Source organism: Collinsella aerofaciens, assembly GCF_005845035.1.
Lineage (GTDB): Bacteria > Actinomycetota > Coriobacteriia > Coriobacteriales > Coriobacteriaceae > Collinsella > Collinsella aerofaciens_I.
This window is the reverse complement of record NZ_SPFO01000011.1, coordinates 33,340-49,198: the sequence shown is the minus strand read 5'-3', so window position 1 is coordinate 49,198 and position 15,859 is coordinate 33,340. Positions and strand designations below refer to the sequence as shown.

Here is a 15,859-nt window from a genome sequence, read left to right as displayed (position 1 = left end):
TTTTGTGCGACTCCTGTTGCCTGGCGAGCACGCGCCCTCGGTTCACGCTAGAATGCACTCAACCTTTAAGCGGTTAATCCATCCATAAGATGCACGAAGGAGCTATCTATGAGCGAACCCCTGCGCACCGTGAACGTCGGCCTCATCGGTCTGGGAACCGTCGGCGGCGGCGTGGCCCGCCTGATCAAGAGCCACCACGATGAGTACCTGGCAGCCTACGGCATCGACCTTAAGCTGACCCGCGCCTGCGCGCTTGCTTGGGAGCAAGCCGAGGCAGCCGGTATTGAGCGCGAGGCCTTTACGAGTGACTGGCATGACGTCGTCACCGACCCCGCCGTCGATATCGTCGTCGAGCTGATCGGCGGCGAGCATCCCGCAACCGAGATCTTCACCACTGCCTTTGAGCACGGCAAGCACGTCGTCTCTGCCAACAAGGCCCTGCTGGGCCGTCATGTCGAGACGCTCGCCGAGAAGGCGCGCGCGTGCGGCGTGCAGATTAAGTGCGAGGCCAGCTGTGGCGGTGGCATCCCCATCGTGAGCACGCTCGAGCACGACCTGGTGGGCAACAAGATCCTGACCATCGCCGGCATTCTCAACGGTACCACCAACTATATCCTGTCGCGCATGGACGCCGAGGGCGCCGATTACGCCGATGTGCTTGCCGACGCGCAGGCCAAGGGCTATGCCGAGGCCGACCCGTCCGCCGACGTCGACGGCTTCGACGCCGCCAGCAAGACGGCAATCCTCGCTTCCATCGGCTTTGGCACCCGCGTGACCACCGACGATGTCTACCAGCAGGGTATCCGTACCATCGGCGCCGAGGACATCGCCCAGGCCCGCGAGCTCGGCTACACCATCAAGCTGCTGGGCATCGCACGCAACACCGACGCCGGCGTCGACGTCCGCGTGCATCCCACGCTCATCCCGGCAGACCATATGCTCGCCAAGGTCAACGGCGCCATGAACGCCGTCTACGTGGTGGGTGACGCCGTGGGCGAAACCATGTTCTACGGTGCCGGCGCAGGCTCCTTCCCCACCGCGAGCGCCGTCGTGGGCGATATCCTGTCGCTCTCCGAGCAGATCAGCCGCGGCGTGGCTCCGCTGCCCGAGATTGAGCCCTATGGTCACAACCTCGCCTTTAAGCCCATGGACGAGCTCCAGACTAAGTACTATGTGCGCCTGAAGGTCGCCGACCGCGTGGGTGCCCTGTCCGAGACGGTCGACATCTTTGCCAAGCACAACATCTCGATCTCGCTCATCAACCAGGTCGAGGACGGCAAGTCGGGCGCCAGCGATACTTGCTCGGTCATCTTCCTGACGCACCGCGCGCTCGAGAAGGACGTCCAGGCTGCCACCGCCGAGCTTGCCAGCGTCGACTGCGTAGCCGAGGTCGCCAACGTCCTGCGCATCGAGGACGTTGAGGCTTGGACCGAAGGCGTCATGGCGAACTAGCTCAACGCTCGCCTAGCAATACACGCTTTGAGGGCTCCCGTCCGATGCGGGACGGGAGCCCTTTTGTCTCCTGCCCTAAGCACAACGGCAGAGCACATTTGCGCGAGCCGCTCATCGGTAACGCGGGCTACCGTTCACCGATATGCAAACACGGCCGATTCCAGTTACGGCTACGCTGTGCTGCGAATGTCCGCCCGCGATGAGAGGAAATACCATGTTGCTCGAGGGCAAGAAAGCAATCATCACCGGAGGCACGCGCGGTATCGGCTATGCCATCGCCTGCCGTTTTATCGAGGAAGGCGCCGCCGTCACCGTCTTTGGCTCGCGTCAGGAGACCGCCGATGCGGCCGTTGAGAAGCTGACAGCCGCCTATCCCGACGCCAAGGTCTGGGGCCGCTCCTGCGACCTCACCTCACTCGAAGCCGTGACCGAGGCCTTTACCCAGGCTGCAGCCGACATGGGCGGCTTGGACACGGTCGTCAACAATGCCGGTATCTCCCAGCGTTCACCCCTCTTGGACTACACGGCCGAGGAGTTCGCAAAGGTCATGGACCTTAACGTCGTCGCCGTCTTTAATGGCCACCAAGCTGCCGCCAAGATCATGACCGAGGCCGGCCACGGCGGCACCATCACCACCACGAGCTCGATGGTTGCCAAGTACGGCCAGCCCTCTGGCGTCGGCTATCCAACGTCCAAGTTTGCCGTCAACGGCATGGTCCAGTCGCTCTCGCGCGAGCTCGCCCCCATGGGCATTCGCGTCAATGCCGTAGCACCCGGTGTAACCAAAACCGACATGGTCGCCAACCTGCCTGAAGAGGTTATTAAGCCCATCGTCGCCACCATTCCGCTGGGTCGCATGGGCGAGCCCGAGGATGTCGCCAACGCCTTTGTTTTCCTGGCGAGCGACATGTCCTCCTACGTCACGGGCGCCGTGCTCCCCGTCGACGGAGCCGCCCGCTCTTAAGGGACCACAAGCCTCAGCTCCCAGCCTCAACATAGTCCAACAAAGAAGGCGCGCCGTCTGCATCAACTGCAGGCAGCGCGCCTTCTTCTGTTTGAAAGGGAAGCTGTGTCCCGGAATTCCGACTCAGACCGGGACGCAGCTTCCCTCAGGGCCATGTTTCGGAAAGAGCGCCCCGTTTTGAACGCCGATTCTGGGATACCGTTTCCGCAACGGATCTCTCGCGGAAACTGCATCCCACTCTGAGCGCCCATTCCGGGACACAGTTTCCCAACGGCCCCCGTTTCGGAAACCACATCCCGTTCCGAGCCTTCAAAGCGGGACGCGGCTTCCCCGAGAGAGTATCGACTACTTGCCGTCGTCGTCCTCGGCTTCTTCTCTTGCATAGAGCTCCAACATGCGGCGGCGGTATTCGCGCACGGCGAGCTTGGCGCGCTCCAGGCGGCGACGCTCGCGCGGGGTCAGCTCGGACGGGTCGACCTCATCACCATAGGTCTTATCGGCAAGAAGATGCGCCGCGTCCACGATGCGGGCATCGATGTGGCCGCTCGCCGCCTCGGCGGAAAGACGCTCGGCAATCGTATCGAGCGTAGGCAAGCCCTCGAATACGCGACCATGGCCATGCGAAGTCAGCAGCTCGTGCTCACGTGCGAGCAGGCTCGCCAAATCGTGATGGGCGCGCAGGATGTCGAGCGCATCGGATGGATGCTCGGCAACTTCTGCCACGGCGGCGACCGGCGCGGCGTCGACCACGCGGTAGAAGAGCTGCGCGAGCAACGGCATCAAGAACACCGTGATGGCACCGGCAGCGACCATGACCGACGCAATATCTTGCGACAGCGCGCCCGCGTTGACGGCAACGCTTGTCACGGCAACGATGATCGGCAGGGCCGTGGTGCAGTACAGGGCCACGGTAATGCGACCATACGCCGACACATCGCGCGTCGCAGGACAAATGCTCATAGAAATAAGAATGGGCACGGCACGAATAATCAACAACGCCACGATAAAGCCCACGAGCAGACCCGGGCGCGACGCCACGGCCGTCAGATCGATCTTTGCGCCCGATACGGTAAAGAATACCGGAATCAAAAAGCCGTAGGCCAGGCCATCGAGCTTGGTCTCGAGCGTATGGTTGCCCTCGGGGATGATATAGCGCAAGACAAAGCCGGCGGCAAAAGAACCCAACACGATGTCGAGATCAAAGACGGCCGAGAACGCCACGAGTGTGACCAGGATGAGCACCGTCAGGCGCACGAAGGTCTGCGACGTGGTATCGGCGCGTTCCTCGACAAACGCAAAGAAGCGGCTGCCGACACGCTTGGAGCGGCTTGGGACCACAGCCAGCAACACGCAAACCACCGCAAACAAGCCAAGGATTACGAGCGTTTGGATGCCAGTGCGGGCAGACAGCAGCACCGACATGGCGAGCACAGGGCCGAGCTCACCCCAGGTGCCATACGCGAGAATCGAGTCGCCCACACGCGTGCCAGTGAGCGAGCGCTCACGCATGATGGGCACGAGCGTGCCGAGCGCCGTCGAAGTGAGGGCAAGCGTCACGGCGATACCGTCGAAATGACTGACTGAGAACCACGGGGTAAAGCGCACGGCAAGCCAGGCGATACCAAACGTGACGACCCACGTCGCCAAGCCGTAGCGCCCCTCGACGCCCGTGATGCTCTTGGGGTCGATCTCAAAGCCGGCAAGCAGGAACAAGAAGGCCAGGCCCAGCTCGGACACAAGCGAGACCTCAGCATCTACATGGATGACGCCGAGCATATGGGGTCCCAGCACCGCGCCGAGCACGAGCAAAAAGACCGTCTCGGGAACGGGTTTTCCGGGAATCGCCGAGGCGATAAAAGGACTCGCAAAGGCCACGAGTGCGATGATGGCGAGCGAAACGAATGCCATGTGATGCCTTTCTCTTGTTTGCGCTTCACTGTAGCACCCTCGCCGTCCTCAACGCGCCGCGAGCTGTCGTATCATAGTGAGGTTTACAAACATGTGGCTCAAGGCGACCGCAGGGCAGACCCCGCAAACCGACCGCTGCCGCATACCGTACCGTACGCCCAACCGATCAGGAAGGCAGGAACCAATGGTCTCTCGTATCTACGTGGAGAAGAAACCCGGGTTCGACGTCGAGGCTCAGCAGCTCAAGGGCGAGCTGACCGAAATTCTCGGCATCAAGGGCATCGAGGCCCTGAGGATCATCAACCGCTACGACGTCGAGGGCATCGACGAGGAGCTTTTCCGCTCCTGCGTGCCGACCGTCTTTAGCGAGCCCCAGGTCGATGTGACCTACGACGAGCTCCCCGCAAGCGATGGCGCCGTCTTTGCCGTCGAATTCCTGCCTGGCCAGTTTGACCAGCGCGCCGACTCCGCCAGCGAGTGCGTGCAGCTCATCAGCCAGGGCGAGCGCCCCGCCGTGCGCTCCGCCAAGGTCTATATCATCTCGGGCGCTCTGGACGAAGCCGCCATCGAGGCCATCAAGCACTACGTGGTGAACCCCGTCGAGGCGCGCATCGCCTCGCTCGACCTGCCCGAGACGCTGTACATGGAGACCCCCGAGCCCCAGCCCGTCGAGGTGCTCGACGGCTTCCGCGAGCTCGACGAGGCCGGCCTTGCCGCCTTTATCGCCGATCGCGGCCTTGCCATGGACGAGGCGGACATCGCCTTCTGCCAGCAGTACTTCCGCGATGAGGACCGCGACCCCACCATCACCGAGATCCGCGTGATCGACACCTACTGGTCCGATCACTGCCGCCACACCACCTTCGGCACCGTCCTGGACGACGTGACGATCGACGACGCCGTGGTGCAGCAAGCCTTCGACCGCTACATGGAGATGCGCCACGAACTCGGCCGCGACGCCAAGCCCGTCTGCCTCATGGACATGGGCACCATCGGCGCCAAGTATCTTAAGAAGACCGGCGTCATGACCGATGTCGATGAGTCCGAGGAGATCAACGCCTGCACCGTCAAGGTGAAGGTCGATGTCGACGGCGAGGACCAGGACTGGCTGTTCCTGTTTAAGAACGAGACCCACAACCACCCGACCGAGATCGAGCCCTTCGGCGGTGCCGCCACCTGCGTGGGCGGCGCTATCCGCGACCCGCTCTCGGGCCGCAGCTATGTGTACCAGGCCATGCGCGTCACCGGCGCCGGCGACCCCACCGTCCCGGTTTCCGAGACGCTCGAGGGCAAGCTGCCGCAGCGCAAGCTCGTGACCACCGCTGCCGCCGGCTACTCCAGCTACGGCAACCAGATCGGCCTTGCCACCGGCCAGGTCAACGAACTCTATCACCCCGGCTACGTGGCCAAGCGCATGGAGGTCGGCGCCGTCGTGGGCGCTACCCCGGCAAACCACGTGCGCCGCGAGTGCCCCGCCCCCACCGACAAGATCATCCTGCTGGGCGGCCGCACCGGCCGCGATGGCATCGGTGGCGCCACCGGCTCCTCCAAGACCCAGAACACCGAGTCCATCGAGACCTCGGGTGCCGAGGTCCAGAAGGGCAACGCCCCGGTCGAGCGCAAGCTGCAGCGCCTGTTCCGCCGCGGCGACGCCTGCCGTCTGATCAAGCGCTGCAACGACTTTGGCGCCGGCGGCGTCTCAGTCGCCGTGGGCGAGCTTGCCGACGGCCTGTACGTGGACCTGGACACCGTGACCAAGAAGTACGACGGCCTGGACGGCACCGAGCTCGCTATCTCCGAGTCCCAGGAGCGCATGGCTTGCGCCGTCGCCGACGGTGACGTCGAGGAGTTCATGGGCTACGCCGCCGAGGAGAACCTGGAGGCGACCGTTATCGCCGAGGTTACCGCCGAGCCGCGCATGCGCATGGCATGGAACGGCGTCGCCATCGTCGATCTGTCCCGCGAGTTCCTCAACTCCAACGGTGCGCCCAAGCACCAGGTCGCCCACGTCTGTGCCCGCAGCGTGTGGCAGCCCAGCTGGGCCGGCACCACGCTCGCCGAGCGCATGACCTCGCTCGTCACCGACCTCAACGTCGCTTCCAACAAGGGCCTTTCCGAGCGCTTCGACTCCACCATCGGCGCCGCGACCGTGCTCATGCCCTTTGGCGGCAAGACGCAGCTCACCCCAAGCTCGGCCATGGTCGCCAAGTTCCCCGTGGACGGCGAGACCACCACGGCGAGCGCCATGGCATGGGGCTTCAACCCCTATCTGATGGAGGCCGACCAGTTTGCGGGCGCCTACCTGTCCGTGGTCGAGTCCATCGCCAAGCTCGTTGCCGCCGGCTTTGAGCACAAGCGCGCCTACCTCTCCTTCCAAGAGTACTTCGAGCGTCTGCGCACCGAGGCCGAGCGCTGGGGCAAGCCCACGGCAGCCGTCCTGGGCGCCCTCATGGCCCAAGTCGACCTGGGTGCCGGCGCCATCGGCGGCAAGGACTCCATGAGCGGTTCGTTTGAGGACGAGACCGGCGAGCTCAACGTTCCGCCGACCCTGATCAGCTTCGCCGTCGCCGTGGGCAAGGCCGCCCGCGCCGTCTCGCCCGAGTTCAAGGGCCTCACGCACCGCGTCGTCCGCATCGCCCCCGCCACCTATGGCGAGGACTACCGTCCCGACGCCCAGCAGTTGCTCGCCGCGTTTGACGCCGTCGAGGCGCTCACTGCTACCGGCAACGCCCTGGCCATATCCACGCCCGGCTACGGCTGCGGCGCCGAGAGCCTCTTTAAGATGTGCGTCGGTAACCAGATCGGTATCGAGCTTGCCGAGGATGTAGACGTGGAGAGCCTCTTCACCCCGCTCTACGGCAGCTTTATCGTCGAGCTCGCCGAGGACGCCGAGCTGCCCGAGGTCGCCGACGGCGTTGTCGTCGAGCCCCTGGGCACCACCGTCGAGGGCTATGTCATCGACACCGGCTCCGAGGTCATCGAGCTCGCCGAGCTCCAGGAGGCCTGGGAGAGCGGCATCGAGGGCGTCTTTGCCTACCGCAGCGCCGACGAGACCCCCGAGGTCGAGACCATCGACTTCCGTGCCAAGGACATCCACGTGTACAGCGGCGCCAAGATCGCCCGTCCGCGCGTGATCATCCCCGTGTTCCCCGGCAACAACTGCGAGTACGACAGCGCCCGCGCCTTCCGTGCCGCCGGTGCCGAGGCCGACACCTTCGTGATCAACAACCTCACGCCCGAGGCCGTCGCCGAGAGCACCCACGAGCTTGCCCGCCGCATCCGCGCAAGCCAGATCGTCATGATCCCCGGCGGCTTCTCGGGCGGCGACGAGCCCGACGGCTCCGCCAAGTTCATCACGGCGTTCTTCCGCGCTCCCGAGGTCACTGAGGCAGTCCGCGACCTGCTCAAGGCCCGCGATGGCCTGATGCTGGGCATCTGCAACGGCTTCCAGGCCCTGATCAAGCTCGGTCTGGTGCCCTACGGCGACATCGTCGACGCCACGCCCGATGCGCCCACGTTGACGTTCAACACCATCGGTCGCCACCAGAGCCGTCTGGTGCGTACCCGCATCTCGTCCAACCTGTCCCCGTGGCTGTCGCAGTGCAGCCTCGACGACCCCTATACCGTCGCCATCAGCCACGGCGAGGGCCGCTTTGTCGCCAACGACGAAGTGCTCGCCCAGCTGATCGCCAACGGCCAGGTCGCCACGCAGTACGTGGGCGAGGACGGCAAGCCCAGCATGGATCTTTCCGTCAACCCCAACGGCTCCGCACTCGCCATCGAGGGCATCACGAGCCCCGACGGCCGCGTTCTGGGCAAGATGGGCCATGCCGAGCGTCGCGGCGACAACCTGTACCGCAACGTGCCCGAGCATGTCCCCGGCGATAAGTTCATGCCGATCTTTGAGAGCGGCGTGGCCTACTTCGCCTAAAGCTTTCCCATCGGGTACAATCCCTTCGGGTAACAACACCCGCCACCGGCACGCCCGGTGGCGGGTTCTTTTTTGCTTCGCGCATGCAGGAAGGACATCATGGAAAGCCGCAAGCCGTATCTCGCCACCCTGCCCGGACTCATCCTGGGCTGTCTTGTTTGCTGTGCACTCTGGGGATCGGCCTTTCCCTGCATCAAGATCGGCTACGCACTCTTTGGTATCCCAGCGCACGATAGCGCTTCGCAGCTGCTCTTTGCAGGTTTACGCTTTACGCTTGCCGGCGCTCTGGTTATCGTTGGGATGAGCGCGGCTCAGCGCCGTCCACTCGTTCCGCAGGCTCGCGACATCAAGCCCATCTTTATCTTGTCGCTCTTTCAGACCATCGGTCAGTACTTCTTTTTCTATCTGGGCCTCTCGCGCGCCAGCGCCATGTCGAGCTCCATCATCGAGGCCAGCGCCAACTTCCTAGCCATCCTCTTTGCCGCCCTGGCGTTTCGCACCGAGAAGCTCAATACGGCCAAGGTGCTTGGCTGTGCGCTGGGCTTTGCCGGTGTCGCGCTCGTCAACCTTTCGGGCGCGGACGGCACCTTTGGCTTTAAGCTCGACGGCGAGGGCTTTATCCTGGCCTCCACCGTCGCGGGTGCCCTTTCGACCTGCCTGATCGGCATCTTCTCGCGCGAGCACGACGGCGTCTTGCTTGCCGGGTGGCAGTTCTTGGTCGGGGGCCTGGTCCTCACCGCCATCGGCTTTTTGATGGGCGGCGCGCTCTCCCCCACGGCGATTGTCCCCGCCATCGCGCTCATCATCTACATGGCGCTTATCTCCGCGGTCGCTTACTCGCTGTGGTCGCGCCTGCTTGCCGTCAACCCCGTCAGCCGCGTCTCGGTCTTTGGCTTTATGAACCCGGTCTTTGGCGTGCTGCTGAGCGCGCTGCTGCTCGGCGAGGGCGCTGGCACGAGCCCCGTTACCGTCATCGTTGCCCTGCTGTTGGTCTGCGGCGGCATCATCATTGTCAACAAACCCAAAAAAGCCTAGCGAGCTCACCTTTTTAGGAAGGGCATTCGCATACTTTAGCTTAATGGAATACATCGATGAGCTGAGGGCCGCCACGCACGCAAGCGTGCGACCCTTTTCCTAGCGTATCTGGATGCCGGCTTTCTTTTTCTCGGCCTTGACGCGGTAGAGCTCCGCATCGGCAGCGCGAAGTAAGTCTTGCCAGGTATCAACACTATCGCCGGCCCGCGCGTAACCGATGGACATCCGCAATGCATACGGTACCTCGGCACGAGCGAGCTCGTCGTCAATCGCCGAACACAGGTCTATGATGTTCTGTTCCGCCGCTGCCTTTTGGAGCACCACAAACTCATCGCCACCATAACGTGCGATAAAGCCACCAGCCGGCGAGCAGACGTCCTTGAGCGCCGTCGCAACAACCTGAAGAGCATGGTCGCCCTCAACATGTCCATAGTGATCGTTAATCTGCTTAAAACCGTCAGCATCCATCATCAGCAGATACACACCCTCGGCCTGGTCAGCACCCGAGAACAGCGACAGCATATAGGTCTCAAAACGGTTGCGATTGTTAAGGCCAGTCAACGGGTCGGTCGAGATCAGCTGCTCCTGGCAGATGATGTAGAGCAGCAGGATGCTCAGCGTTATACCGACACAAAGGCCCGGTATCGAAAACACCACCTGGAAGGTACCACCCACCAGAGCGGGGACCGCAAAGAAGGCAAGAGTGCGATAAATGGCCTTCTTTTGCAGGCTTTCGACTTTTCGAGCATGGACAAAGGCATGCAGGGACGTATATATGACGTAGCAGTAGCTAACAATAGGCTGAATCATATAAGCCGCACCGCGACGATATACGCCCTGTGCATCGATGTAGAACAGGGCGTGTGTCCAGTAGCTTGTAAACGCCAACACAACCACCAGCACCGTCGGAAGCGTCGCGAGCACCACCCTGGAGCGCGTGGTCAGAAGTCGAGAGCCCTGCATCGTCTCGGAATAGATGAACCAGATGAGGCACGCGATGGCAAACAGCGAAAACGAAACCTCGTTGGAAACCCAGTTGGCAGCGATGCCCAAGGAGGTGTTAACCCCGTCCGAGAGCGTCCAGATCATATCGAAGAAGACATAGGCGGCAGATGTGTAGCCGAGCATACTGAACAAAAGCTGCTGGGTGCTCGAGAACAGGGAGCGACGGCTTCGTGCGGCAAGTACGATAAGAATAATCATGCACAGCATAAATATCTCGATCTTGAGTGCCTTAACCACTAGGTCCCATCCCCTCTATATCCAAGTCGCCAGAATCGCCCGAGTCATGCCCGGGCACCAAACACCCCTTACTCCGCAGGGGTAAAGGGAATAATAGCAGAGCGTCCGAATGACTCTGGATAACAGATGCCGTTCGGACGCTCTGATGGCGCGAATTGCACGCACCGTTTCACTGATTCGAAGAGACGACTACTCGCCGTCGATATCGGTCGCAACAGCCTCCTCGATAGCCTCGACACCGGCAACGGACAGGTCTTCCTTGCCCTGGCAGAACTTCTTATCGACCCAACCGGTCAGGATCGGAGCCATGATTGCCGTGATGATAACGGCGGTGGCGATCTGGGCATACGCGGTGGGCGCAAGCTCGGCATAACGCGGCGCGACCTCGGCGAGGGCGACCGGCGTGGTCATAGCCGTGCCGGCGATAGTGGAGCAGGCAACGGCCGCCTTGCCGTTACCGCCGCACAGGCGCTCGAACGCAAAGGTGATGGGGCCGACGATAAAGAGCGTGATCAGGCCCAGCAGGATGCCCGAGATGCCGCCGGTGATAAAGCTCGACAGGCTCATGGACGCACCGAGCTGAAATCCGATGACGGCGATCGCGGGATTGGCGCCGGGGACCAGCAGGTTCTTGATAAACGGGAACAAGTTGCCCAGGACCATGCCGATAACAAGCGGCAGGATGGATCCGATGATGGTACCGACGGGGATATTGGCGAGACCCGAGACACCGAGGACGATCATCGTGACGGCGGGGCCGGCCGTAAAGAACAGGATACCGACGGCGCCCTGCTCGGACTCATCACCGAACTCGCCCATGATGCCTGTATAGAGCGCCATGTTGCAAAACGTGATGCCGCCGATGATGGAAACCGAGCTCAGGCCTAAAAAGTTATCGTTAAAGAAGTACGCGACGCCCAGACCCAGCGCGGCTGCCACTACAAGCTTAGGAATCAGCACGACGATGCCGGTCTTGATGGCGCCCGGCGTGGACTTAAAGCTGATGCCGGCGCCCACAAACAGCAGGATCGCGGCAACGATGGTGTTGGAGCCGCCGCGGCAGGCAGCCGTAAAGAAGCCGCCGACCTCAAAGACCTGCGGGCAGAAGGTGTTGAGCAAAAGACCGACGATCATGGGATAGATCATGATGTCGCCCGGGATGCGCGGTACCTTGAATTTCTTTTGCTCGTTGGCGGTCGCTTCCTGTGCCATGAAACCCCCATTTCCGCTGACGCAGAACAAAAGCCCACGTCACGCTTTGCTACAGTAAAGTTTGACCATGGTACCAGAAGAAATAGACCAGCTCGGTGAAAAATTCTACAAGTTGGGATGGAACGAGATTCGGCGCCCGCGACGCCAGCCCTATATAAGACTCAAGACAATATAGAGTACGATGCCCGAGACGCAGCACCACAGCATCGATTTTGTCTTGACCGCCACGACCACGACGCCGGCGGCCGCAATCCAGGGAACCAAGGCAGGCCAGAGTCCCGCGTCGAACGCGCCGGGGCTCACCAAGTCGTTGGCGACCAGCGCGGCAAAGGCAGCGGGCGGGATATAGCCCAGGGCCTCGGTAATGCGGGGCGACAGGGTCCGCCCGCGCAAGGCGAACGCCGGCGCGATGCGAAAGAACGCGATAGCAGCCCACGACGACAGCCACAGAACCAAGAACTCGTTAACGGGCATCGCGGGCACCTCTTCCGTCAAATACAGCATCGCACGCCAGCGCAATGGCAATGCCGACCACGACGCTTGCCGGCACGGCAATATTCGCGAGGCCCAAGAACTTGCATACGGCGACGGATACCGCGCCCGAAACCGCCGCGACAACGTTGCCGCGCGACAGCCGCTGCGAAAAGAGCAGGCAGATAAAGAGCGAAGTGCAGACAAAGGCTGCAATGGCGGTGGGAACATCGACAACGGCGCCGACGATGGCACCCATCGTACACGAAACGCCCCATGTTGCGATGAGGATCGCATTGAGCACAAAGGACTCGCGCGGGCCCCAATCCTCCCCCTCAATCAGCTTGGCAAGCGAGATGCCATATGCCTCCTCGGTAAGTGTCGCGGCAACAGCCAGCGTCTGACGCTTCGAAGCACCCCTCAGATGCGGCGCGATCGATGCCGAGTAAAGCGCAAAGCGCGAGGAGATGGCGGCAACGCTCGCGATAATCGAAGGTGCCGGTACGCCCGCCAGCCAAAGGTTGCAGATCATAAACTGGCCGCTGCCCGTCACAAACGTGCTGCTCAGGGCAAAGACCATCCAGGGTTCCATTCCCGTCTGCCCCATGATCATTCCGCACGGCGCGCCTATTGCAACATAGGTAAGCATCACTGGCCAGACGGTTCTAACGATTTTGAGCACCATACGCTTCTCATCCTGACAAGGTCTCCGAACCGCATGTAGCGACACGGCAGAATCATCATCCGACAGCAACCGAGTTCACCTACAATTGCCACCGGATCGAAAGACACAACTTTTTAGGAAGTCATTATGACAGCTATCGATCGAGACCGGGCGCGCGCGGCCTTCAAAAGCTACACCGATGCCTATGATGCCGCCAACCCACGCATCGCGCTCAAAATCGAGCATACGTACCACGTGGCCGAGGCATGCGATGCCGTAGCGCGCGAGCAGGGCTGGTCGTCAGAAGATATTGACCTGGCATGGCTTTGCGGCCTGCTACACGATATGGGCCGCTTTGAGCAGCTGCGACGCTGGGACACCTTTAAGGACGCCGAGAGCATGAGCCATGCGGCGCTGGGCATCGAGGTCCTCTTTGGCGAGAATCCCGCCGATGCACCCGCCGTAACAAGCATCCGCGACTTTATCGATGACCCGGCAGAAGATGAGCTCATCCGAACGAGCATTGCCTATCACAGCGATTTCCGTCTACCCGCGCAGCTCGACGTGCGCACGCGAAGCTTCTGCGATATCGTGCGCGATGGTGACAAGATCGACATTATGCGCACCATCGCCGACAGCACCGTCGACACCATCCTTAAGGTGGACGAGAAGACGTTTCTCGGCAGTCGTTTCTCGTCGCCGACACTTGCCGCCTTTGACGAGCACCGCTGCGTCGCACGCGATGAACGCAACGAGCCCGCAGACTACCTGGTGGGACTCATCTGCTTTATGTTTGAGCTCGTCTATCCAGCAAGCCGCGCGCTGGCGCGCGAACAGGGCGATATCCACCGCCTGCTCGACGCGCCCTTTGGCATTACACAGCCCTTTACCGACCCCGCCACGCAGGCAACCTGGAGCCGCCTAAAGGACGAGATGCGCGACTGGTTAGCAAGCGCCTAGCGCTCAAGCTGGGCCAGCAGCTCCTCGACGACCTCGACGGCGTCCCCAACAACCTTGTACTGGGCAGCACCAAAAATGGGGGCATCCGGGTCCTCGTTGATGGCGATAATGCACTCCGCCCCACCGATGCCGGCAAGATGCTGGATGGCGCCCGAAACACCGATACTCACGAGAAGCTTGGGCGAAACCGATACGCCGGTCTGGCCAATCTGATGGCGATACTCCAACCAGCCGGCCTCCACGACAGGTCGCGTGCAACCAAGCTCGGCTCCCAGAGCCTCGGCGAGCCTTCGCATCAGGGGCAGATTCTTCTTGGAGCCAATGCCGCGGCCCACCACGACCAAGCGCTCGGCATCGGCGATCGAGGCCTGCTGCCCCCACTCCTCGGCGGGAATCGAGATCTCGACACGAGCCTTAGCATCATCCGCAAGCGATATCTGGGTGATCGTGCCGGAGCGGCCGTAGTCAAAGTCGGGCGCCTTAAAGATGCCGGGACGAACCGTTGCCATCTGGGGACGATGATTGGGGCAGACGATGGTGGCCATTAGGTTGCCGCCAAACGCCGGACGCGTCTGTTGCAGCAGTCCCGTCTCCGTATCCATCGAAAGTACGGTGCAGTCAGCCGTAAGGCCCGTCTGCAAGCGCACGGCAACGCCGGGTGCCAGTTCGCGGCCAAAAGCGGTCGCACCGTATAGGATGGCCTCGGGTTTGCGTTCGGCTACCAAATCGCAGATCAAGCGGGCGTAGACCTCCGCATCGTTTTGGCGCAGGCGCTCGTCGCGACAGGCCAGGACTTCGTCGGCGCCCGCGCAAACCAGATGCTCCAGGTCGCCGAGAGAACCCTCGGGGCCCATGCCGGCCAGTGCCACCAGACGGCAGCCACGAGCATCGGCAAGCTCGCGGCCCTTGCCCATGAGCTCATAGGCAACGGGATTCACCGTATCGTGCTCGTCGGTCTGCGCGAATACCCAAATGTCTCGATATGCATCAAGGTCTGCCGCGCCGGCAGCTTCGTCTCGCTCGATCGAGATAGCGTTGACGGGACAGGCATCGACGCACCCGCCGCACAAGATGCAGCCTTCGGTCACGCGGGCGCAGCGATTGGGACGCTCGCCCTCCACCACAATGCCGCCCGAGGCGCAGGCGCGAACGCAGCGACCGCAGCCGATACAGGCTTCGCTATCGATAATCAGTCCGCTCATCTATGCCATCCCCTCGATAATCTTGGCAAGTTCTACCGCCTGCTCGGACGCCGTCCCCTCAACGGCCTCGCACGTTTGGTCACGGTCGGGCACAAACGAGCGCACGACCTGTGTCGGCGACCCGGCAAGACCGCAACGCGCGGGGTCGGCGTTCACGTCAGCGGCACTGACCACGCACACGTCCGCCTCCTCCGCCGCGCGAATACCGGCAATACTCGGCATACGCAACTGGCCAATCTCCTTGGCAGTCGTCATCGCGCACGGCATCTCAAGACACACCGTCTCCTCGCCGGCATCGCATCCGTGAACGAGCGCCAGCGAGCCACACGTCGTAAAGCCCGCGCTTTGCACGCAGCTCACGTCGGTCACGCAGGGAATCTCAAAGGCACCGGCGAGCTCGGGACCAATCTGGGCCGTATCGCCATCCACCGCCATCTTGCCGCAGATGAGCAGGTCGAAGTCCTCGTCGAGCACCTCGATGCCGCATTTGAGAGCATAGGTGGTCGCCAGGGTATCGGCACCTGCAAAGGCGCGATCGGTCAGCAGCAGCGCGTCGTCGGCGCCTCGAGCGATGCAGTCGCGCAGCAGCGACTCGGTCGCGGGGATGCCCATCGACACCACCGTCACGCGCACATCCATGCCAAAGCCGATAAAGTCGTCCTTCAGCGCCAGCGCGCATTCCAAAGCGCTCGCATCAAAGGGATTAATGACCGCCTGCTTGCCATCGCGCACGATGGTATTGGTCTTGGGGTCCATCTTGACCTCGGTGCTGCCCGGCACGGCCTTGACGCACACCGCCATATGGAAATCGCTCATCT

At 62.3% G+C, this 15,859-nt stretch carries 12 protein-coding genes; 5 read left to right on the top strand and 7 right to left on the bottom strand.

Annotated features, from left to right (window positions below; genetic code table 11):
* The first annotated feature begins 108 nt into the window (after window positions 1-108).
* Window positions 109-1,452 carry a homoserine dehydrogenase gene (locus FGQ67_RS06450; RefSeq protein WP_138340725.1) on the top strand — a complete coding sequence of 448 codons (1,344 nt, stop codon included), beginning with the start codon at window positions 109-111 and terminating at the stop codon, window positions 1,450-1,452.
* A 214-nt stretch (window positions 1,453-1,666) separates the two neighbouring features.
* Window positions 1,667-2,416, top strand: coding sequence for an SDR family NAD(P)-dependent oxidoreductase (locus FGQ67_RS06445; RefSeq protein WP_138340724.1), 750 nt, complete (start codon window positions 1,667-1,669; stop codon window positions 2,414-2,416).
* 345 nt (window positions 2,417-2,761) lie between these two features.
* On the opposite strand, the gene FGQ67_RS06440 is transcribed toward FGQ67_RS06445, so the two are convergent.
* Window positions 2,762-4,324, bottom strand: a complete 1,563-nt coding sequence (locus FGQ67_RS06440) for a cation:proton antiporter domain-containing protein (protein ID WP_006234446.1) — start codon at window positions 4,322-4,324, stop codon at window positions 2,762-2,764.
* Window positions 4,325-4,508: 184 nt separating this feature from the next.
* On the opposite strand from FGQ67_RS06440, the gene FGQ67_RS06435 reads away from it, so the two are divergent.
* Window positions 4,509-8,255, top strand: coding sequence for a phosphoribosylformylglycinamidine synthase (locus tag FGQ67_RS06435; protein ID WP_138340722.1), 3,747 nt, complete (start codon window positions 4,509-4,511; stop codon window positions 8,253-8,255).
* A gap of 99 nt (window positions 8,256-8,354) precedes the next feature.
* Window positions 8,355-9,290: a DMT family transporter gene (locus FGQ67_RS06430; RefSeq protein WP_138340720.1), complete on the top strand. Its 936-nt coding sequence runs from the start codon at window positions 8,355-8,357 to the stop codon at window positions 9,288-9,290.
* Window positions 9,291-9,389: 99 nt separating this feature from the next.
* Here the strand turns inward: FGQ67_RS06430 and FGQ67_RS06425 are convergent, their stop codons facing one another.
* From FGQ67_RS06425 to FGQ67_RS06410, 4 genes are all read right to left on the bottom strand, one after another.
* Window positions 9,390-10,532: a GGDEF domain-containing protein gene (locus FGQ67_RS06425; RefSeq protein ID WP_138340718.1), complete on the bottom strand. Its 1,143-nt coding sequence runs from the start codon at window positions 10,530-10,532 to the stop codon at window positions 9,390-9,392.
* Between the two features lie 189 nt (window positions 10,533-10,721).
* A complete protein-coding gene (locus FGQ67_RS06420) occupies window positions 10,722-11,744 on the bottom strand; it encodes a 2-keto-3-deoxygluconate permease (RefSeq protein ID WP_138340716.1) in 1,023 nt (340 codons plus the stop codon).
* 150 nt (window positions 11,745-11,894) lie between these two features.
* Entirely contained in the window at window positions 11,895-12,218 is a 324-nt protein-coding gene (locus FGQ67_RS06415; RefSeq protein ID WP_035137063.1) for an AzlD domain-containing protein, read from the bottom strand.
* Window positions 12,208-12,864, bottom strand: a complete 657-nt coding sequence (locus FGQ67_RS06410; protein ID WP_271735631.1) for an AzlC family ABC transporter permease — start codon at window positions 12,862-12,864, stop codon at window positions 12,208-12,210. The genes FGQ67_RS06415 and FGQ67_RS06410 overlap by 11 nt, the downstream gene beginning before the upstream one ends.
* 162 nt (window positions 12,865-13,026) lie before the next feature.
* Here FGQ67_RS06410 and FGQ67_RS06405 point away from each other — a divergent pair, with 162 nt between their 5' ends.
* Window positions 13,027-13,839 carry an HD domain-containing protein gene (locus FGQ67_RS06405; RefSeq protein ID WP_138340712.1) on the top strand — a complete coding sequence of 271 codons (813 nt, stop codon included), beginning with the start codon at window positions 13,027-13,029 and terminating at the stop codon, window positions 13,837-13,839.
* Here FGQ67_RS06405 and FGQ67_RS06400 read toward each other — a convergent pair.
* Together FGQ67_RS06400 and FGQ67_RS06395 are read right to left on the bottom strand one after the other, a co-directional pair.
* Window positions 13,836-15,041, bottom strand: coding sequence for an electron transfer flavoprotein subunit alpha (locus FGQ67_RS06400; protein WP_138340710.1), 1,206 nt, complete (start codon window positions 15,039-15,041; stop codon window positions 13,836-13,838). The two genes, FGQ67_RS06405 and FGQ67_RS06400, sit on opposite strands and share 4 nt — an antisense overlap.
* Window positions 15,042-15,857 (bottom strand): electron transfer flavoprotein subunit beta/FixA family protein, encoded by an 816-nt coding sequence (locus tag FGQ67_RS06395; RefSeq protein ID WP_138340708.1) that lies wholly within the window; start codon window positions 15,855-15,857, stop codon window positions 15,042-15,044. It abuts the gene before it with no gap.
* Window positions 15,858-15,859 lie beyond the last annotated feature (2 nt).